Annotated in this window: 16 protein-coding genes and 1 tRNA gene; 7 read left to right on the forward strand and 10 right to left on the reverse strand. The window is 62.4% G+C overall.

Annotated elements, in window-relative coordinates; translation table 11 throughout:
* Positions 1–48 precede the first annotated feature (48 nt).
* Complete coding sequence (gene tmpB, locus ACOHWE_RS02670) at positions 49–654, reverse strand: (R)-1-hydroxy-2-trimethylaminoethylphosphonate oxygenase (RefSeq protein ID WP_420663915.1); 606 nt, start codon at positions 652–654, stop codon at positions 49–51.
* Between the two features lie 4 nt (positions 655–658).
* Positions 659–1,792 (reverse strand): 2-trimethylaminoethylphosphonate dioxygenase, encoded by a 1,134-nt coding sequence (gene tmpA, locus ACOHWE_RS02675; RefSeq protein ID WP_420663916.1) that lies wholly within the window; start codon positions 1,790–1,792, stop codon positions 659–661.
* Positions 1,793–1,891: 99 nt separating this feature from the next.
* Between tmpA and ACOHWE_RS02680 the strand changes: the two genes are divergently transcribed.
* Together ACOHWE_RS02680 and ACOHWE_RS02685 are read left to right on the forward strand one after the other, a co-directional pair.
* On the forward strand, positions 1,892–2,761 hold the full coding sequence (locus ACOHWE_RS02680) for a LysR family transcriptional regulator (protein WP_420663918.1): 870 nt from the start codon (positions 1,892–1,894) through the stop codon (positions 2,759–2,761).
* 407 nt (positions 2,762–3,168) lie between these two features.
* Positions 3,169–4,197, forward strand: a complete 1,029-nt coding sequence (locus ACOHWE_RS02685) for a DUF2806 domain-containing protein (RefSeq protein ID WP_420663920.1) — start codon at positions 3,169–3,171, stop codon at positions 4,195–4,197.
* A 403-nt stretch (positions 4,198–4,600) separates the two neighbouring features.
* Here the strand turns inward: ACOHWE_RS02685 and ACOHWE_RS02690 are convergent.
* Positions 4,601–4,677, reverse strand: a tRNA-Arg gene (locus ACOHWE_RS02690).
* Between the two features lie 197 nt (positions 4,678–4,874).
* On the reverse strand, positions 4,875–5,444 hold the full coding sequence (mepK, locus tag ACOHWE_RS02695) for a peptidoglycan L,D-endopeptidase MepK (RefSeq protein ID WP_420663922.1): 570 nt from the start codon (positions 5,442–5,444) through the stop codon (positions 4,875–4,877).
* Positions 5,445–5,795: 351 nt separating this feature from the next.
* Here mepK and ACOHWE_RS02700 point away from each other — a divergent pair, with 351 nt between their 5' ends.
* The 4 genes from ACOHWE_RS02700 to ACOHWE_RS02715 are packed head-to-tail and all read left to right on the forward strand — an operon-like array spanning position 5,796 to position 10,059.
* On the forward strand, positions 5,796–7,424 hold the full coding sequence (locus ACOHWE_RS02700; protein ID WP_420663923.1) for a L,D-transpeptidase family protein: 1,629 nt from the start codon (positions 5,796–5,798) through the stop codon (positions 7,422–7,424).
* A 38-nt stretch (positions 7,425–7,462) separates the two neighbouring features.
* Positions 7,463–8,536, forward strand: a complete 1,074-nt coding sequence (gene lpxD, locus ACOHWE_RS02705; RefSeq protein ID WP_420663924.1) for a UDP-3-O-(3-hydroxymyristoyl)glucosamine N-acyltransferase — start codon at positions 7,463–7,465, stop codon at positions 8,534–8,536.
* 50 nt (positions 8,537–8,586) lie between these two features.
* On the forward strand, positions 8,587–8,844 hold the full coding sequence (locus tag ACOHWE_RS02710) for an acyl carrier protein (RefSeq protein WP_420663925.1): 258 nt from the start codon (positions 8,587–8,589) through the stop codon (positions 8,842–8,844).
* 6 nt (positions 8,845–8,850) lie between these two features.
* Positions 8,851–10,059 carry a beta-ketoacyl-[acyl-carrier-protein] synthase family protein gene (locus ACOHWE_RS02715; protein ID WP_420663927.1) on the forward strand — a complete coding sequence of 403 codons (1,209 nt, stop codon included), beginning with the start codon at positions 8,851–8,853 and terminating at the stop codon, positions 10,057–10,059.
* Positions 10,060–10,137: 78 nt separating this feature from the next.
* Here the strand turns inward: ACOHWE_RS02715 and ACOHWE_RS02720 are convergent, their stop codons facing one another.
* Complete coding sequence (locus ACOHWE_RS02720; RefSeq protein WP_420663929.1) at positions 10,138–10,776, reverse strand: invasion associated locus B family protein; 639 nt, start codon at positions 10,774–10,776, stop codon at positions 10,138–10,140.
* A 464-nt stretch (positions 10,777–11,240) separates the two neighbouring features.
* Between ACOHWE_RS02720 and ACOHWE_RS02725 the strand changes: the two genes are divergently transcribed.
* Entirely contained in the window at positions 11,241–12,770 is a 1,530-nt protein-coding gene (locus ACOHWE_RS02725) for a helicase HerA-like domain-containing protein (RefSeq protein WP_420663931.1), read from the forward strand.
* Between the two features lie 113 nt (positions 12,771–12,883).
* On the opposite strand, the gene ACOHWE_RS02730 is transcribed toward ACOHWE_RS02725, so the two are convergent.
* The 5 genes from ACOHWE_RS02730 to ACOHWE_RS02750 form a co-directional block, all read right to left on the reverse strand.
* A complete protein-coding gene (locus tag ACOHWE_RS02730) occupies positions 12,884–14,206 on the reverse strand; it encodes a branched-chain amino acid ABC transporter permease (protein WP_420663932.1) in 1,323 nt (440 codons plus the stop codon).
* Complete coding sequence (locus ACOHWE_RS02735) at positions 14,203–15,213, reverse strand: branched-chain amino acid ABC transporter permease (RefSeq protein WP_420663934.1); 1,011 nt, start codon at positions 15,211–15,213, stop codon at positions 14,203–14,205. The genes ACOHWE_RS02730 and ACOHWE_RS02735 overlap by 4 nt, the downstream gene beginning before the upstream one ends.
* Positions 15,214–15,216: 3 nt before the next feature.
* Positions 15,217–16,047, reverse strand: a complete 831-nt coding sequence (locus ACOHWE_RS02740) for an ABC transporter ATP-binding protein (protein WP_420663935.1) — start codon at positions 16,045–16,047, stop codon at positions 15,217–15,219.
* The gene (locus ACOHWE_RS02745; protein WP_420663937.1) at positions 16,044–16,832 is read right to left on the reverse strand and encodes an ABC transporter ATP-binding protein; all 789 of its coding nucleotides are present in this window, start codon (positions 16,830–16,832) and stop codon (positions 16,044–16,046) included. Before ACOHWE_RS02745 ends, ACOHWE_RS02740 begins: the two co-directional genes overlap by 4 nt.
* Positions 16,833–16,928: 96 nt before the next feature.
* A complete protein-coding gene (locus ACOHWE_RS02750; RefSeq protein WP_420663939.1) occupies positions 16,929–18,122 on the reverse strand; it encodes an ABC transporter substrate-binding protein in 1,194 nt (397 codons plus the stop codon).
* Between the last annotated feature and the right edge of the window lie 188 nt (positions 18,123–18,310).

The following is an 18,310-nucleotide window of genomic DNA, read 5'->3' on the forward strand; positions in this document are numbered from 1 at the left end:
GCTCCTCAAGGGCCTTCCAAAGCCCTTGGGTTGCGGTGAGGAGAGCGCTTATCTTGCGGAATTGCCCGCGCTCAGGTGCCTGTCGACCATCCGCTGGACCATTGGTGCAAAGTGCCAATAGTCGGGCGTCTCCATATCCGCGCGTTTCCCCGCCTCATCCAGGTAGCGCACCGCGATGATCTGCTTGAGGTTCGGGTTCTTCTCGAATTCCGCCACTTCCTCCGCGCTCATCGGCCCGCCTTGCAGGTTCAGCGAATGGATAGAGGCTTCTGAAAGGCGGTTGAAGTAGTCCGGCCTGGTTGAGCAGAGGTAGCGCTTCGCCGCCACGTGATAGCGCACGCAATCGGTGATCACCGGCGGGAAGAAGCGCTCCAGCACCTCGGCTCCGGCCTCTTCGTGGAACCGGTCCTCGGTGTCTTCCATGCTGAAGGTCCCGAATTCGCTGGTGAAATGGCCGATGTCATGCAGCAGCGCGCCGACGATGATCTCCTCCGGCTGACCGTTCGCTTCGGCAATCGTCGCGCCTTGCAGCATGTGCTCGGTCATGGTGACGGGCTCGCCGAGGTATTCCTCATCGCCGCGGCGGTCGAAAATATCGCCGATGAAGGCGACGATATTGTCCTTGGTCAGCGTGCTGAAATCCGGCTTGCTCATCCCATCAGCCCCCGAGTTGCGCGTTGAGAACGTTGAGCGTGGACAGGAGCCCGTCCTTGTCCGCGTAGGCGCCCTGCAGCCAGCGGGAACCGGACCCGGAATAGCCCAGCCGCGCGTGCAGCACGCGGGTGTTGTCGACGATGAAGCTCTCGCCGGGCTCCAGCTTGAACGAAACGCCCATCTCCGGATCGTCGATGATCTCGCCCAGGCGGCGGTAGGCGGCGTAGCAGGCTTCCATCTTCTCGAACGGCACATCCACGAAGGGCGCGGATGAGCGGTTGTTAAAGCGGATGCCAGTCATCTCCCCATCGGGCGACAGTTCGATCATCGGGCGGCGCGATGTCAGATGCACGCCGTCGCTGCCCTTGTACTCGAAGCGCGCAGGATAGCCCGCCAGCAGGGCAAAACCTTCCGGGTCGTCCTCCCGCAGCCGCTCCGCGGCGCGGAAGCCATCCACGACGATGCTGTCGCCGCCTTCGGCAGAGTTTTCCAGGCAGTAGAGGATCTGCAGCGTCGGAACCGGGTCGCGGTAAGGATTGTCGGTATGGGCCTGCAGGCCAAGCCCGGTGAAGGCGAGGTTGGTGGGGTTCACCTCAGTCCGAACCTCGAAGTGGCGGCCGTAGTTGGTCTCGCGGATGAAGCCGAACAGTTCCACGCAGTCGATCAGCGCCCCCTCGCGGACCGGACCGTTTTCCAGCTTGGCAAAACCGAGCCGGGCAATCGCGGCGAGCCAGTCGCGCTTCGCTGCGGGGTCGGACTGCACTGCCTCCCAGTCGTAGGCGGGAGCCGAAAGGCGGCTGTCCCATGTTTCGACACCCTCGGGCGAGCGGCCAAATTCCGTATCCCGATCAACGTCGTAGGCGTGGTTCTTCAGCCATGCACCGGGGAAGGTGGTGGTCTTGCCCTCGGGCGCGAAGGTGACGGTCAGCGCGCCGTCATCCACGGCGGCGGTGCTGATCCGGGTATCTTCCGGGATGTCGCCAATTGTGATCAGCCGCTGGCCGTTGCCGGGGGCGCGGGTTTCCGGATCCAGCGCATTGTCGCGCAGCCACACCGCGTGGAAGCGATGGCTGCTGCCATCGGCAAAGCTCACAGTCAGGAAGCGGCCGGATGCATCGGCAGTGACGGAACGGGGCATGGTATCTCTCCGGTTGGGCCTGGTTCACGCTTGCCTGGCTAACGGGACCTAGCCATTAATAGAATGGCGTAATTTAGGGTTTGAGGCCAAAGTTTTCTAATGGCAGAGAAGCGCACTCCGAAACGCCTGCCGCCGCTCGACTGGCTGCGCGTGTTCGAAGCCGCCGGCCGGCATGGCAATTTCACCGCAGCGGCCGAAGAATTGGGCGCGACACAGGGCGCCGTGAGCCAGCGCATCCGCAACCTGGAGGGCTGGCTCGGCCGCAAGCTGTTCCTGCGCGCGGCGCGGGGCGTGGCGCTCACCGTTGATGGGGAGAGCTATCTGCCGCTGGTGCAGGACTCGCTGCGGGCGCTGGAGCAGGGCACTGACAACCTCTTTGGCCAGGGATTGCGCGAGCTGCGCATCGCGGCGCTGCCCTCGCACCTGGAACTTCTGGTGCTGCCGCGGCTCGGCCGCTTTGCCGCTGCCTTCCCGGGCCTGCGCCTGGTCCTGGATACCGTGCCCAAACGCGGCGAGTTTGAGGCCGCGGGCGGGGCGGTCCACATCCGTTATGGCCGGGGCGAATGGCCGGGCCGCGAAACGGCGCTGGTCGCCGGAGAAGTGCTGCAGCCGATGACGGCACCGGGCTGCGGCGAGGATTGGCGCCGGCTGCCGGCAATCGGCCTGCGCGGCGAGCGGCCGGGGTGGAGCGAATGGGCGCGGCTCACCGGGGAGCCTGCGCCGGAGCATGGCTGGCTCTCGGCCGACTCGATGTCGCACGCCCTGCAAGCAGCGCGGATGGGGCAGGGCGTTGTCCTGGGCTCGCGTGTGCTGGCGCGCGATTGCCTTGATGAGGGCCGTTTGCAGGCCGCGCCCGCACTGGAGCTCGCAATTTCGGAAGGCTACTGGCTGACCTGGCCGCCGAGTATCGGCAAGTCGGCGCGGCAGAAAGCAGTGCTCAAGGCGCTCCAAGCAACGCTGGCGGACTGAACTGGCCTAGTGGCTTGCATGGGCCAGGGGAAGTGGCGCACCTGAGAGGATTCGAATGTGGTACTTAAAGTATACGAAAACAACTTCTTAAGGTGCGAAGTTGAAGTAGATGTTGCGGGATTTGTTGCGGGGATTGTAGCGGGGGCGAAGAGTGGAAATCCTCCAAGCGAGATTCGCGATGGCTGCGAGCTTTCAGGTCTCATAAGCAAAGGCGGCCGACTAGCGTTTAAGCTGAGTCCGCCAGCGGCATTTTCCTAACCTAAAGTTGCGCTGAACTTGGAACAGAGTGATCAATCTCTAAGTTCGGAGCGAAGCCAATCCTAGATATATCATCAGCATCTTGCGGTGATCCCGGATTCGCTTCATATTTGTTGTGTGACAATGCCGCCGTTCTGGAGGAGAAACTTTTGGATCAAGAACAGACCAATTTACCCGCACAAATTGCCGACGCCATCGTGGCAATTCCGAAAGGATTGACTCCAGGTGTGGTTAAAGCTCTCGATCGCTTGGTGGGCGCGGCGGTCGATGTACCGGTAGCGTGGCTCCATCAGAAAAAGGCGAAGATCGACGCCCAAACGGAGTCGTATAAGTTAGTTGAACGCAGCATCGCAAGCTCGGTGGCCTCGGGAGCAAGTGGCGATCCCGAAATAGCGGAGCGGGCAATGAACACACTTGTTAGAAAAGAGTACCGCAAGCAATCGAACAGAGAGGCGGTTGCCGCCGCAATGGTGGCGAACTTGACCGAGCACTCCGACGAAGCTAGCGGGCACAACGAAACCCCTGTCTCCGCTGCTGAGTTGGATGATGACTGGCTGAACTTGTTTGAAAGATACGCTGAAGATGCGTCGAGCGAGCGTCTTCAAGGGCTATGGGGCAAAGTACTGGCTGGCGAAATCCGCCGCCCTGGGCGATTTTCACCAAGGACACTTCGCTTCCTCTCTGAATTTTCTCAAGCCGACGCCCTGACATTTGAAGAATTCGCGAAGTGCGCGTTCGGTGATCTGGCCCCGAAGAGCGCGGTGATTAAAGACCCTACGGCCAACATCAGCCATCTGGTCAATTTGGAAGCAAGCGGGTTGGTGCAGGGAGCCAGTGGACTTGGCTTGAAGAAGACCTTCCGTTTTAATGATCAGGGTCTGGTTATCTTTCGGGAGGGAGACCTGGTGATCATCCTGAGCGGCGAACCAGGTAAGGAGTGTTCTTTCGAGGTGTTAATTCTAACACCACTCGCACAGGAGGTTCTTAGCCTGGTAGGAAGTCGAAATGCGAAGGAGTCCGCCAAGCTGGTAGCGAACGCTATAAGGACTCCGCTGATTTTTGAGGCCCATCTCGGCGTAATACCAAATTTGGATGGTAGTAATGGAGTCCGCTTGATGGAGGTGCTTTGGCAAAAGGAAACGCCTGAAGCCCAAATCGTTGAGGGAACCGCGAGCTAGACTGCGGATAGCCCAAGTTCCGACGGCACTGGCAGCCGGTCGAGTCGTTGCGCAAGGGGGCTGCGAGGGGCGAAGCGCTAAGTAACACAATATACTTATTTCGGTGCTTTTTGGACATCGCACAAAATTTGGACATCGCACAAAATAATGCGGACATAAGCACTTGCGACGGAGGCGCCGATGGCAAGCGCGGCGCTAATTTTCGACACGAATGCAGTAGCGAACTGAAAGATATCCAAACCAATATACCTGCGTTGCCCGCGCGGATGTTGCGGGATTTGTTGCGGGATATGCTGCCTCAGTTCCTCAGTTCTCGCAACGCCCAATCCTAAAAGGCGACCTTAATCCTTTGAATACACACAATATTTTGTGCATCCTGGCGGAACATGATCAAGGGGGAGAGTGGCGCACCTGATAGGATTCGAACCTATGGCCTCTGCCTTCGGAGGGCAGCGCTCTATCCAGCTGAGCTACAGGTGCCTGGATGTGCGGCGGGTATAGCGGGCAGCGCCCGTGGCTGCAACGGCAAATTTTCCCGGAACCGATTTTATTCTCAAGCGTTTTTCCGGCGAAGGGACAAAGAACGCATGAACCAGGCAGCAATCGCAGCAGATAAAAAAAACCCGTGTGCAGGAACACACGGGCCCAGGCGGGTAGATGGTACCCGTAGCTATGTCTCAGCCGTTCCAGCTGCGGACCTGGCCGCAATCCATATGCACGAAATTGGAGCGCGCGTATTTGCCGACGCCGCCGGCGCGGCAGGCTTGTGCCGCTTTAGCCATCTGCCCGACCGAGCGCGAAGCGAGGCGCAGGTCGGCAGCCTGACCGCGCATATGGAGGGAGTTCTTCGCCACCCCGCGCGACCGGCGCCTCAGCATGGCGTTGGTCTTGGGGCTGCGGTACCCCGACAGAAGCATGTAAGGCTCGTTCACGTCGAGCAGGTTGTGCGAGGCCGCCATGATGTCGATGGTGCGCAAGTCCATCTGCTTGACCTCATCGGTGCGCCAGTCCCGCATGATGTGATTAATCTCGGCTACCGCGTCTGCGATATATTCACCGTCGATCCAGTAAACCATGTCGAGCCGTTCCCCGGTGCGGCCCGAGTACATCCGGATGCGGCGAATGTCACCGCCGCCGCGAAGAAAGCCTGCCGCATTCGAGAATGTTGGGGCTGCCGCTACTGCCGTCGCTGCGAATACACCCAAAAGGGAACGCCGGGACAAGCCCGTGCTCTTGAATTCTGCCATGATTCCTGTGCCGTCCCGTAAGCAATTTCGTCCTGCCAATTTGCCCGATGTTACGGGCGCGCTAACCTTCTTAGTTAACGTGAGGTGTATATGCCACAGGCGGAATCATGAGCCAAGTTTTGATTGCTGCACTACGGGGAATGAGCCGGATTTCGGCGAAATCCTGCGCATGAGGGGAGGGCGATGGAACTTTTCCCCGCGACTGTGGCGCGGCCGCCGCATAGCAGCGGCGCGGGTGCATCACCAGCAGACTATCCGCAATGCGATAGGGCGGCATGCTCTGGCCTTTACCGGAATTTCAGGTAGCAACTGCCAAAATAGAACATCGAGCGGCTTTAAGGATTTGAAGAGATGAAGCGTGATACCGCCGGAAAATTTGTGCCGACATTGAAGGCCGGCCTGTTCGCCCTGGCCTTGGGCGGGCTTGCCGCCACCGGTGGGCGTGCGGCGGATCAGCATCCGGTGCCCCCCGCCTTCCGTCAGGCTGTGGCCGAGGCTTCAGCGGCGAGCGGCGCGGTGGCGGCTTTCTACCGGCAGAACGGCTATCAGGCGATCTGGACCGCCCCGGGCGCGGCAGCAAAAGCGCGCCGCGCGGCTCTGATTGCTGCGCTGGAGGAAGCACCCGCCCACGGGCTGCCCGAACGCTCGGCCGAGGTGCGCAATCTGCTGTCACTGCTGCGCGACGCCCGCACCACCCGCGATCTCGGCGCCGCAGAGGCGGCGCTGAGCATGGCGCTGGTCGACTTTGCTACCGATCTTCAAACCGGCATTTTGGTGCCCTCGCGCATCGACGAGGGCATGGTCCGGAAGAAGCAGACGGTCGACGGAACCGCCTTCCTGCTTGGCATCAGCACGGAGCAACCTTTCGCCTACATGCGCAGCCTGGTGCCCGCGACCCCGCAATACCGCGCGCTTCTGCGCGAAAAGACGCGGCTGGAGAAGGCTTTGGCCCGTGGCGGCTGGGGCCCGGCGGTACAGGCGGACAAGCTTGAGCCCGGCGAGGAGGGTCCGGGAGTTGTGCAGTTGCGCAACCGGCTGATGGCAATGGGCTATCTCTCCCGCAGCGCCTCCCGCCGTTATGACGCGGCGTTGGAGCAAGCGGTGCGAAGCTTTCAGGCCGCGCACGGGCTGACGGTTGATGGTGTGGCCGGTCCCGGCACGCTGGGTGAGGTCAACAAGCCGGTGCCGGAGCGGTTGAAGTCGGTGATCGTCGCGCTGGAGCGGGAACGCTGGCTGCCCGCCGACCGGGGCGCACGCCACGTGCTTGTTAACATGACCGATTTTTCCGCAAAGATCATCGACGACGGTGAAGTCACCTTCGAGACCCGCTCGGTCATCGGCAAGAACACCCATGACCGCCGCAGCCCGGAGTTCTCTGACGAGATGGAGCATATGGTCATTAACCCGAGCTGGTACGTGCCGCGCTCGATCGTGACCAAGGAATACCTCCCCCAGCTGCGTAGGAACCCAAATGCGGTGAGTCATATTCAGGTGACCGACCGCCGCGGCCGCGTAGTGAACCGCGGCTCGGTGGATTTTTCGCAGTATACCGCGCGTAACTTCCCGTTTTCGATGAAGCAGCCGCCCAGCCGCGGCAATGCACTTGGCCTGGTCAAGTTCATGTTCCCGAACAAGTACAACATCTACCTGCACGACACCCCCCAGAAGAGCCTGTTCGGCCGCGAGGTGCGCGCCTTTTCGCATGGCTGCATCCGCCTGGCGGAACCGTTCGAATTTGCCTATGCGCTGCTCGCCCGGCAGGAGGAAAACCCCGAGGAATTTTTCCACCGCGTGCTGAACACCGGGCGGGAAACCCGGGTGAACCTCGAACAGAAGGTGCCGGTGCACATCATTTACCGCACCGCCGTGGTCAGGAATGACGGGCGCGCGGAGTTCCGCCGCGATGTCTATGGCCGCGACGCCAAGGTCTGGGCCGCGCTGGAGCAGGCAGGGGTGGTGCTGGCCGGCGTTCAAGGCTAGATAGCGGGCCCAGACAGGATAAGCTGAAAGGGCCTGCCATGTTCACAATCCGCCAGATTTCCGAGCAGCTGGGCGCCGAGGCGCAGGGCGACCTCGATCTGCAAATCACCGGCGCGGCCGAGCCTCAGGATGCGGGGACGGACCAGCTGGCGATGGCGATGGCCCCGAAATACGCCGAAGGCCTCAAGGCCGGCAGTGCCCGCGCCGCGATCCTGTGGGAAGGTGCGGATTGGCGGGCTCTGGGGCTGAAGGCCGCGATTTTTGCTCCGCGCCCGCGCATGGCAATGTCCGGCGTCACTGCGATGCTGGACCGCGGCCAGGGCTTTAACAGCGGCATCCATCCTACTGCGGCGATCGACCCGACGGCTGTGCTCGGCGAAGGCGTGAGCGTGGGCCCGCTTTCCGTAATCGGCGCCGGGGCAAAGATCGGCGCGCGGTCGGTCATTGGCCCGCAGTGCCATATCGGTGCAGACACCGTGATCGGCACCGACGCCCAGCTGCGCGAGATGGTCTCCATCGGCGCCCGTGCCCGCATCGGAAACCGTTTCCGGGCCCAGCCTGGTGCGCGGGTCGGCGGCGACGGATTCTCCTATGTTACACCCGAAATTTCCGGTGCGGAAAACGCCCGCAAGACCATGGGCGACCAGGGCGAAGCGCAAGCGCAGTCCTGGGTGCGCATTCATTCGCTGGGCGCCGTGACAATTGGCGATGACGTCGAACTGGGGAGCAACTGCACCATCGACAATGGGACGATTCGGGACACGGTGATCGGGGATGGCTCCAAGCTCGACAACCTTGTGCACGTCGGCCATAACACCCGCGTCGGCCGCGATTGCCTGCTTTGCGGTCAGACCGGCGTTTCCGGCTCGGTCGAGATCGGCAACAACGTGGTCTTGGGCGGTCAGACCGGCGTAGTCGACAACATCTTTATCGGTGATGGAGTGATTGCCGGCGGCGGCACCAAGATCCTGTCCAACGTGCCCGCGGGCCGGGTCATTATGGGGTATCCGGGCGTTAAGATGGAAACCCACACCGAGATCTACAAGGCACAGCGCCGCCTGCCGCGGCTGATGCGCGACATTGAGGCGCTGAAAAAGGCGGTTTTCAAGTAACCGCCGACTGAGTACATCTGCCCCAAACCCACCGGATCAGAGGTTGCCGCATGAGTACGCAGGAAAAGGTTATCGGGATCATCGCCGAGCAAGCGGTGCTTGAACCCTCGGATGTGACCCTGGACAGCACTCTGGAAGATCTGGGGATCGACAGCCTCGGCCTGGTCGAAAGCATCTTCGCGATCGAGGAAGCCTTCGACATTACTATCCCATTCAACGCCAACGCACCGCAGGAGAGCGATTTTGACATCTCCAGTGTCGCTGCGATCGTGGCCGGCATCGAAAAGCTGCGGATGGAAAAAGCATAAACGCCGATGAAACGCGTTGTGATCACCGGGGCGGGCACCATCAACGCCCTAGGCCATTCTGTTCCATCCACGCTGGAGGCAATGCGCGAGGGGCGCTGCGGTATCGGCGCGCTGGAATTCCGCGACGTGGAGAGGCTGGCTGTCCGCATCGGCGGCCAGGTCCGCGGGTTTGAGGCCGAAGGCCGTTTCAACCGCCAGCAGATGAGCCTTTACGACCGCTTCACCCAGTTCACCCTGACCGCCGCCAAGGAGGCGATCAGCCAGGCTGGGCTGGAATTCCACGGCGAGCTGTCGGCAAAATCCGGCGTCGTACTCGGGACCGCGGGCGGTGGTGTGTCGACCTGGGATGACAATTACCGATCGGTCTATGAGGACGGCAAGAACCGGGTGCATCCCTTTGTCGTGCCGAAACTGATGAACAACGCCGCGGCCAGCCATGTCTCGATGGAGTTTAACCTTAAGGGGCCGAGCTTCACCGTCTCCACCGCCTGCGCGTCGTCGAACCACGCGATGGCACAGGCTTTCCAGCTTGTGCGCAGCGGCATGGCGCCGGTGATGGTTACAGGCGGCTCTGAATCCATGCTGTGCTTTGGCGGCGTCAAGGCCTGGGAGGGCCTGCGCGTCATGTCCAAGGACGCCTGCCGCCCATTCAGTGCCAACCGCAACGGAATGGTGCAGGGCGAGGGGGCCGGCGTTTTTGTTTTTGAGGAATATGAGCACGCCCGCGCCCGCGGCGCTGAAATTCTGTGTGAAGTCGTGGGCTTCGCGATGACTTCTGATGCGGGCGACATCGTCATGCCCAGCAAGCAGGGCGCCGCGCGCGCGATGGCTGGCGCCTTGCAGGACGCGGGCGTTGCGCGCGAGCAGGTCGGCTACATCAACGCCCACGGGACTGGCACCGCCGCCAACGACAAGACCGAATGCGCCGCGGTGGCCGATGTCTTTGGCCCCCATGCGGACGATCTGATGATCTCTTCGACAAAATCGATGCACGGGCACCTGATCGGCGGCACCGGCGCGGTGGAACTCCTGGCCTGCGTCATGGCCCTGCGCGATGGCGTCATCGCCCCCACAATCGGCTATGAAGAGCCGGACCCGGAATGCGCCCTGGATGTGGTGCCCAACGAGGCCCGCGAGGCTCAGGTCGAGGTGGCGCTTTCCAACGCTTTCGCATTTGGCGGGCTGAACGCGGTGCTGGCACTGCGCCGGATATGAGCGCCAAACCCGGCAAATGAAAAACGCCGCGGCCTGGAGAGCTGCGGCGTTTTGTTATTTAGGTCAAGATGTTGCGGCCTACTGTTTTACTACGTCCACCACGTTATAGCCCGCGGTGAACCCCTCCAGCGACAGATCCATCGTCACCACCTGGTCGGGCGCCGGGGCCGGGCGCAGCGACAGAACCGCTTTCTTGCCCTTCTTGAAGGCGTCGATATCGCCCTGGGTCAGGCCGATCTGCGCAACGCAGCCCATCTGGTTGCAGAAGGAGTAGTTGTAGCGCTTGCCCGGTGCACCATCGACAGAAATTGTCAGCGCCGCGGGCAGCAACGTCTCCAGCGGTACGATTACGGTCGCACCGGCCACGGCCTGCGCGCCTTCCTGCTCGATCCGGAACAGTGAAAACTCGGCAATCGCATTTCCCTCGGGACCTTTCATCACCTGCAAAAGCGAGCAGGGATCGGTTTCCTCCTCGGTGCGCACGCATGCCAGATCCCAGGCACCGTGCTTTTCTTTCGAGTAACGCTGGCCCATGCGCGGCTCATCATTCACGGGCTGCCCCAGGTCGAGCACGCTGTCGGCCGATTCAGCCGTCTGCCCTGCGGTCTCTGCCTCGGTCTGTGCAGCCGGTTCGTCTGCCGCGGTATCCTGCGCGGCAAGGGGCGCAGCCAGCGCGAGGACTGCGGCCAGCGTGATCGGGGTCAGGGTCTTCAACATGAAAGCCTCATTTGTCTAAGGACGTGCGCAATCGCTGTAACATGCCGTTTTCTTGCTGTCAGGGGGAAAGCGGCGCGCGGCGGGAAATCCGCGTACTGAAACTTGGCTTGGGAAACGCCTGATATCAGACCAAAAAAGGGAACCAGGCGGTCCCCTTTTTCGTGGTGCGTCTCCCCGTCGGACTGGCCGACTTAGTTATTGCGTAGGACGTTACGAAAGGGCTGGCGTCCGGTCAACAAGCAATAGAAAAAAAATGTGACGCAGTGGGCCACCGCAGGGGTTATAGGCGTATCGTAGGATAGCTGGGGCGGAAAAAAGCCGTGCCCAGGGGCACGGCCAGTCTGACAGGGAGGAAATGTCCGCCCTAGCAACCGCATGTGCAGGGCGGGCAGGATCAGTCTCCCATTTATGGGTTAAGAAACATTTTATCCACAGGCGGCGGCGCGCCGCGGGAGGGCACGGGGATGAACCAGCAGGCAGAGACAGGGCTGATCTTCATTGGCGGCGGCGGTGAAGGGTACGGCGAGGCACAGGAGTTGCGCCTGAATTTTTCGAACCGCCACGGGCTGATCGCGGGCGCCACAGGCACCGGCAAGACGGTGACGGTTCAAATCCTCGCAGAAAGTTTCTCGAACGCCGGGGTTCCGGTGTTCTTGGCAGATGTGAAGGGCGACCTCTCGGGGCTTGCAAAGGCGGGCTCGCCCGAGGCGAAATTGCACGACGCTTTCTCGGCCCGGGCGCAGCAGATCGGTTTTACCGGCTTCACCTATCACGCTTGCCCAGTCACTTTCTGGGATCTCTTGGGCGAGAACGGCCACCCGGTGCGCACCACGATCGCCGATATGGGGCCCCTGCTGCTGGGCCGCTTGCTGGAGCTGAGCGAGGCGCAGGAAGGCGTGCTCAACATTTTGTTCCGGCTTGCCGACGATGAAGGCTTGCCGCTTCTGGACTTGAAGGACCTGCAGGCGCTGCTGCTGTGGGCAGGGGAGAACCGCGCAGCGCTGGCCAGCCGTTTCGGCACCATCCCCTCGGCGTCCATCGGTGCGATCCAGCGGCGGCTTCTGGTGCTGGAGAACCAAGGCGGGGGCAATCTCTTCGGCGAACCGGCGCTGGCGCTTTCGGACCTGATGCGCCACAGCGCGGAAGGGCGCGGTATGGTCAACATTCTGGCCGCGCACAAGCTGATGGCCGCGCCCGGGCTTTATTCTGCGTTCCTTTTGTGGCTGCTGAGCGAACTGTTCGAGGAGCTGCCTGAGGCTGGCGATGCGGAAAAACCCAAGCTAGTGTTCTTCTTTGACGAGGCGCATCTGCTGTTCGACGATGCTCCCAAGGCGCTCGTTGACAAGGTGGAGCAGGTGGCGCGGCTGATCCGTTCCAAAGGAGTGGGGATCTATTTCATTACCCAGAAGCCCGCCGACATCCCCGAGGACATCCTTGGCCAGCTTGGCAACCGCATCCAGCATGCGCTGCGTGCCTTCACCGCGAAGGACCGCAAGACGCTGGCGCAGGCCGCCGCCACCTACCGCGACAATCCGCGCTTCTCGATCGAGGCGGCGATCCGCGAGGTGGGCGTGGGCGAGGCGGTGACCTCGCTTTTGGAGAAGAAAGGCGTGCCCGGCGTGGCCGAGCGCACCCTGATCCGCCCGCCAAGCTCGCAATTGGGGCCAATCAGCGATGAGGAGCGGGCGGAACTGGTGCAGGCTTCGCCGATGAAAGCTAAATACGGCACCGCGCTCGACCGGCATTCCGCCCATGAGATCCTCACCCAAAGGGCGGCGGCGGCGGCGAAGGCGGCTGAGGGTCAGGAGCCTGAGGGCCGTGCCTACGCCGAGCCGGGCCGCCATCCCCGGCCTTGGTCGGCGCCGCCAAAGAAGGAGCGCCGCAGCGACAGCCTGACCTCGGCCTTGCGCGATGCGGTGATCAAGGAGCTGAAGGGGACCAGCGGCCGGCGCCTGGTGCGGGGCATTCTAGGCAGCCTGTTCAAGGGGCGCTGATCTGCCGCCGAGGCTGAAAAAAGGGGTTGGCTGATGCCAACCCTTTGCCTCCGGCGGGGATATTTTCAGCAAGAGGAAGCAGACGGCGCCTCAATGTGAGGCGCCGTTTTTCTTTACTTTTCAGGGATCAGCCCGCGCGGGCTGAACCTCAGCACCAGGAGCAGGATCAGCCCCATGGTGAACAGGCGCATGTGCGAGGCGCTCTCCAGAAGGTGCGCCTTGAGCGCACTGCCGTCAGCAAGGCCCGCTGTGACGACCTCGATCAGCATCAGCCCCATCGGCTCCACCTTGATCCAGAAGAACCAGATCAGCAGACCGCCGAGCACGGCGCCGAAGTTGTTGCCCGAACCGCCCACGATCACCATCACCCAGATCAGGAAGGTAAAGCGCAGCGGATTGTAGGTGCCGGGCGTCAGTTGGCTGTCGAGCGTGGTCATCATCGCGCCCGCGATGCCGCAGATCGCCGAGCCGAGCACGAAAATCTGCAGGTGGCGGCGGGTCACGTCCTTGCCCATGGCTTCGGCTGCGATCTCATTGTCGCGGATCGCGCGCATCATCCGGCCCCAGGGGCTCTTCAGTGCCATCTGCGCCATCCACAGGATCACCAGCAGCACCACGGCAAAGAGCACCGCGTAGATCAGCTTCACGTAGATGGTGGAAGCCTCGACCGGGTTCAGCCCGAAGGAGGCCGCGCGCTCCACAAAGCCGGGGTCGGCCTGCAGGTCGACCTCGTATGCCATGGGACGGGGCAGGCCGACCACGTTCTTCACGCCGCGCGACAGCCAGTCCTCGTTCTTCAGAACTGCGATGATGATCTCGGCAATGCCCAGCGTTGCAATCGCCAGGTAGTCCGAGCGCAGCCCCAGCGCGGTCTTGCCAATCAGCCAGGCGGCTCCCGCCGCAAGCAGCCCGCCTGCGGGCCAGGCCAGGAGCACCGGCAGGCCCAGCCCGCCGATGTTGCCGGCCAGCGCCGGGTTGATCGCCTCGACGCCTTCAACACCGGGATCGAGCAGCGCGCGGTAGACAATGAAGCCCGCAACCAGCACCGCCACGATCAGCAGCCCGCGCAGCGTGCCCGCGGGCATCATGCGGGTGATCATGATTGCGCCCGCAACCGTGAGCGCACCCAGCACCAGAGCCATCGCGATGCTGTAGCCGCCGGCACTCCAGGCGCCGGGCGCCGGCGCGGTGGAGGTGAGCACCACGGCAAGGCCGCCAAGCGCGGTGAAGCCCATGATGCCGACGTTGAACAGCCCGGCAAAGCCCCACTGCAGGTTCACCCCCAGCGCCATGATGGCCGAGATCAGCCCCATGTTGAGGATCACCAGTGCGGTGTTCCAGGAGCCCGAGAAGAACAGGATGTCGGTCGCGCCTTCGGCCAGGATCAGCGCGGCGACAAAGACGAACAGAAGCGAATGTTTGACAGTGCCGGTCATACCGCTTTCCCTTTGAAGAGGCCCGTGGGCTTGAACAGGAGGACGACGACAAGCAGCGCGAAGGAAACCGCGAACTTGTAGTCGGTGCTCAAGAGCTGCACCAGGCCGTCCGGCGCCAGGCTTTCCGGCAGCGCGTAGGTCAGCACCTTCTTCCAGGCGTAGGTGATCATCACCTCAGAGAACGCGATGATGAAGCCGCCCGCGATCGCCCCCAGCGGGCTGCCCAGCCCGCCAACGATGGCAGAGGCGAAGATAGGCAGAAGAAGCTGGAAATAGGTGAAGGGTTTGAACGACTTGTCGAGCCCGTAGAGCACGCCTGCAATAGTTGCGAGCGCCGCGACGATCATCCAGGTGTACATCACCACGCGTTCGGGGTTGATGCCGGACAGCAGCGCCAGATCCTCGTTATCCGAATAGGCGCGCATCGACTTGCCGGTGCGGGTCTTGTTCAGGAACCAGAACAGAAGCGCCACAACGATCACCGCGGTGATCACTGTGATGGCCTGCGTCGTCTTGATCGCCAGGCCTTCGTCCAGCCCGGTCATCTGCTTGAAGGTGCGGGCGTTGATCAGGAAGCGCGCGCCATCGGCAAAGCGCTGGTCGTCCGGACCGATGATGAAGCGCACGAGGCCATTCATCATGAACATCACGCCCAGCGACACCATCACGAAGATCACCGGCTTTGCCTTCTGCGCCCGGTAAAAGCGGTAGACGGTGCGGTCAGTGAAGAGCGCGATGGCAATGGTCGCGAGGATGCCGAGGGGCAGGGCGAGCAGGGCGGTCGGCAGCGGGCCGAGGTTGATCCCCATCGACTGGAACCACCAGGTGAACAGGATCGTCACCATCGCGCCAAATGCCATGGTGTCGCCGTGGGCAAAGTTGGAAAACCGCAGGATCCCGTAGACCAGGGTCACCCCAAGCGCGCCGAGGGCGAGCTGGCTGCCATAGGCCAGCCCCGGGACCAGCACGAAATTGGTAAGCGCCACTAGGGCGTTGAGAAGGTCCATCACTCAGCCCCCCAGGAAAGATTTACGCACTTCGGGATCGGCCAGAAGCTCTTGCCCGGTGCCGGTATAGGCATTGCGGCCCTGCACGAGCACATAGCCTTTGTCCGCGATTTCAAGTGCTTGCTTGGCGTTCTGTTCCACCATCAGAATTGGCAGCCCGGTGCGGGCGACCTCGATGATGCGGTCGAACAGCTCGTCCATGACGATGGGCGAGACGCCCGCGGTGGGCTCGTCCAGCATCAGCACCTTGGGTTTGGTCATCAGCGCGCGGCCGACGGCCACCTGCTGGCGCTGGCCGCCGGACAGCTCGCCCGCGGGCTGATTGCGTTTCTCGCGCAGGATCGGGAACAGGTCATAGACCTGCTCCATCGTGCCGCGGAAATCGTCGGTGCGGATGAAGGCACCCATCTCCAGGTTCTCCTCCACCGTCATTGAGGTGAAGATGTTGCTGGTCTGCGGCACGAAGCCCATGCCCTTGACCACCCGGTCCTGGGGGGAGAGCTGGGTGATGTCCTCGCCATCGAGCCGAACGGAGCCCGCACGCACGTCGAGCATCCCGAACACCGCCTTCATCGCGGTCGACTTGCCGGCGCCGTTCGGGCCGACGATGACCGCGATCTCGCCCTTGTCGACGGCGATGGTGCAGTCGTGCAGAATGTCCGGGCCTTTGCCATAGCCGCCCGTCATCGCCTCGCCGATCAGGAACGGGCCGCCGTCCACCTTGCGTGTGGGGCCGCTCTTCATGTGCGCCGGCTGCATGGTGCCGGCACCCTGCGGGTTGGTGATCGAGGCGTCCTTGTTGCCGTGATCGTCCTGGTAGGGGTTGCCGCTCATGTTCCCGCCTCCAGCTTATTCTTATTTTTCAGACCGGTTCCGAGGTAGGCTTCAATCACCTGCTCGTTTGCCTTGATCTCGTCCAGGGTGCCTTCGGCCAGCTTCTTGCCTTCGGCCATGCAGATCACCGGGTCGCAGAGGCGGTCGATGAATTCCATGTCGTGCTCAATCACCACGAAGGTATAGCCGCGCTCCTGATTGAGCCGTTTGATGGCGTCGGCGATAGTGTAAAGCAGGGTGCGGTTTACGCCGGCGCCAACCTCGTCGAGGAAGACAATCTTGGCGTCCACCATCATGGTGCGGCCGAGTTCAAGCAGTTTCTTCTGCCCGCCGGAGATCTGGCCCGCCTTGAGGTCCGCGATATGGCTGATGGTGAGGAACTCCAGCACCTCGTCGGCCTTGGCGCGCAGCGCGCGTTCCTCGTCGGCGATGCGCTTGCGGCCGAACCAGGTGTTCCACAGCGTCTCCCCCGACTGGCCGCCCGGAACCATCATCAGGTTCTCGCGGCAGGTCATCGAGGAGAATTCATGCGCGATCTGGAAGGTGCGCAGCAGACCTTTGTGGAACAGCGTGTGCGGCGGCAGGCCGGTGATGTCCTCGCCATCCATGGTGACGCGCCCGGAGGTCGGTTCCAGAACGCCTGCGATCACGTTGAAAAGTGTGGTTTTTCCCGCACCATTGGGTCCGATCAAACCGGTTATGGAGCCCTTTGCGATTTCAAGCGAGGCGCCATCCACCGCATGGAACCCGCCGAAGTGCTTGTGCAAGTCCTCGACGACGATCATGTCATGTAATCCCCTAGCTGCATTTTGCAGCCCCTTTAATTTGGAACAGCCCGGGCGGAACCCGGGCTGATCGCTGCTAGCTGATGCGTGGCTGGATCAGCGGAAGCGGACGGTCTCGTTCTTGCCGTCCTTGACTTCGATCTCGCGGTAGGTGCCGGCGCTCTCACCCGGCTCGATCAGCTCGACGCCGGTTGCGCCCTCATAGTCGATCTCACCACCGTTCGCGAGGATCTCCAGCGCCTTGCCCAGTTCGCCCGGGTTGATCTTCTCACCCGGCGCGTTGGCGACATCCATCACCTTGCCGGCATAGTCGCCCGGCTTCATCGAGCCCGCCGCCTGCATCGCCAGCATCAGAAGCGCGGCAGCGTCATAGCTTTCGCCGGTGAAGGAGGTGGTGCCATCAAAGCCGGCTTCCTTGGCCATCTCGGCAAAGATACCCGCGCCTTCACTGTCAGAGCCCGCGATCTGGCCGAACGAGCCGTCGAGATCAGGGCCGACGTTCTTGGGCAGGGAGTCGCCAATCATGCCGTTCGGCAGGCCGAAGGTGTCGAACGCGCCGCTGTCCAGTGCCGAGCGGATGATGCCCAGTCCGCCCTGGTCGAGGTAGCCTGCAACCACCAGAATGTCGCCACCGGCCGAGGCCAGCGAGGCCACTTCAGCCGAGTAGTCGCCCTTGCCGTCTTCATGCGCGGCAACGATGGTCACTTCGCCGCCCTTGGCTTCGAACGCCTTGGAGATCGAATCCGACAGGCCCTTGCCAAAATCATTGTTGGTATAGGTGATGGCGATCGACTCGACACCACGGTCGGTCAGGATGTCGGCCATGATCTCACCTTCGCGCGCGTCCGACGGCGCGGTGCGGAAGAACAGCCCGTTGTCTTCCATCGCGCTCAGCCCCGGAGAGGTGGCGGAGGGCGAAATCATCACCATACCGTTGGCCAGAGCAACGTTCTGAAGAACAGCGCCCGTGACGCCGGAACAGTCGCTGCCCATGATGCCGCTGACGCCTTCGGCGATCAGCTTCTCGGCATTTGCAACCGCAAGGCCATTGTCGATGCAGCCGGTATCGGCGCGCACCGGGGTCACCGTGGCGCCGTCAAGCAGCTTGCCGGATTTGGTGACTTCCTCCATCGCCAGCTCCGCCGAGGCAGCCATGTTCGGGCTCAGCGATTCAATCGGGCCGGTGTAGCCAAGCAGCACCCCGATCTTCACTTCCTTGGCGTGGCCGCCGGCGAAGGCGGTGCCCGCGGTCAGCGCGGCAGCCGCGGTGGCCATCAGCAGTTTTTTCATCTGTAAACTCCCATTGTTGGAACACACGAAAATGTTCCCTTCGGACCCTAGGCAAGGCGGTTACAAAAGAAAAGTTCTTATTGAACCCGCCCGGATGCCCGGAATCCCCTCCTCCTTGGCCGCGCGGTTCTTGAATGTTGTGGCGCGGCTCCGGCAGGCGTTTATATCGAAAGCGGCATAAGGGAAAG

This window comes from Cribrihabitans neustonicus, assembly GCF_048820895.1.
Taxonomy (GTDB): Bacteria; Pseudomonadota; Alphaproteobacteria; order Rhodobacterales; family Rhodobacteraceae; genus Cribrihabitans_A; species Cribrihabitans_A neustonicus.

Excerpts from the sequence above, each read along its gene's own strand:
- tmpB (WP_420663915.1), bottom strand. The coding sequence starts at position 654 with ATGAGCAAGCCGGATTTCAGCACGCTGACCAAGGACAATATCGTCGCC.
- tmpA (WP_420663916.1), bottom strand. The coding sequence starts at position 1,792 with ATGCCCCGTTCCGTCACTGCCGATGCATCCGGCCGCTTCCTGACTGTG.
- ACOHWE_RS02680 (WP_420663918.1), top strand. The coding sequence starts at position 1,892 with ATGGCAGAGAAGCGCACTCCGAAACGCCTGCCGCCGCTCGACTGGCTG.
- mepK (WP_420663922.1), bottom strand. The coding sequence starts at position 5,444 with ATGGCAGAATTCAAGAGCACGGGCTTGTCCCGGCGTTCCCTTTTGGGT.
- ACOHWE_RS02700 (WP_420663923.1), top strand. The coding sequence starts at position 5,796 with ATGAAGCGTGATACCGCCGGAAAATTTGTGCCGACATTGAAGGCCGGC.
- lpxD (WP_420663924.1), top strand. The coding sequence starts at position 7,463 with ATGTTCACAATCCGCCAGATTTCCGAGCAGCTGGGCGCCGAGGCGCAG.
- ACOHWE_RS02710 (WP_420663925.1), top strand. The coding sequence starts at position 8,587 with ATGAGTACGCAGGAAAAGGTTATCGGGATCATCGCCGAGCAAGCGGTG.
- ACOHWE_RS02715 (WP_420663927.1), top strand. The coding sequence starts at position 8,851 with ATGAAACGCGTTGTGATCACCGGGGCGGGCACCATCAACGCCCTAGGC.
- ACOHWE_RS02720 (WP_420663929.1), bottom strand. The coding sequence starts at position 10,776 with ATGTTGAAGACCCTGACCCCGATCACGCTGGCCGCAGTCCTCGCGCTG.
- ACOHWE_RS02725 (WP_420663931.1), top strand. The coding sequence starts at position 11,241 with ATGAACCAGCAGGCAGAGACAGGGCTGATCTTCATTGGCGGCGGCGGT.
- ACOHWE_RS02730 (WP_420663932.1), bottom strand. The coding sequence starts at position 14,206 with ATGACCGGCACTGTCAAACATTCGCTTCTGTTCGTCTTTGTCGCCGCG.
- ACOHWE_RS02735 (WP_420663934.1), bottom strand. The coding sequence starts at position 15,213 with ATGGACCTTCTCAACGCCCTAGTGGCGCTTACCAATTTCGTGCTGGTC.
- ACOHWE_RS02740 (WP_420663935.1), bottom strand. The coding sequence starts at position 16,047 with ATGAGCGGCAACCCCTACCAGGACGATCACGGCAACAAGGACGCCTCG.
- ACOHWE_RS02745 (WP_420663937.1), bottom strand. The coding sequence starts at position 16,832 with ATGATCGTCGTCGAGGACTTGCACAAGCACTTCGGCGGGTTCCATGCG.
- ACOHWE_RS02750 (WP_420663939.1), bottom strand. The coding sequence starts at position 18,122 with ATGAAAAAACTGCTGATGGCCACCGCGGCTGCCGCGCTGACCGCGGGC.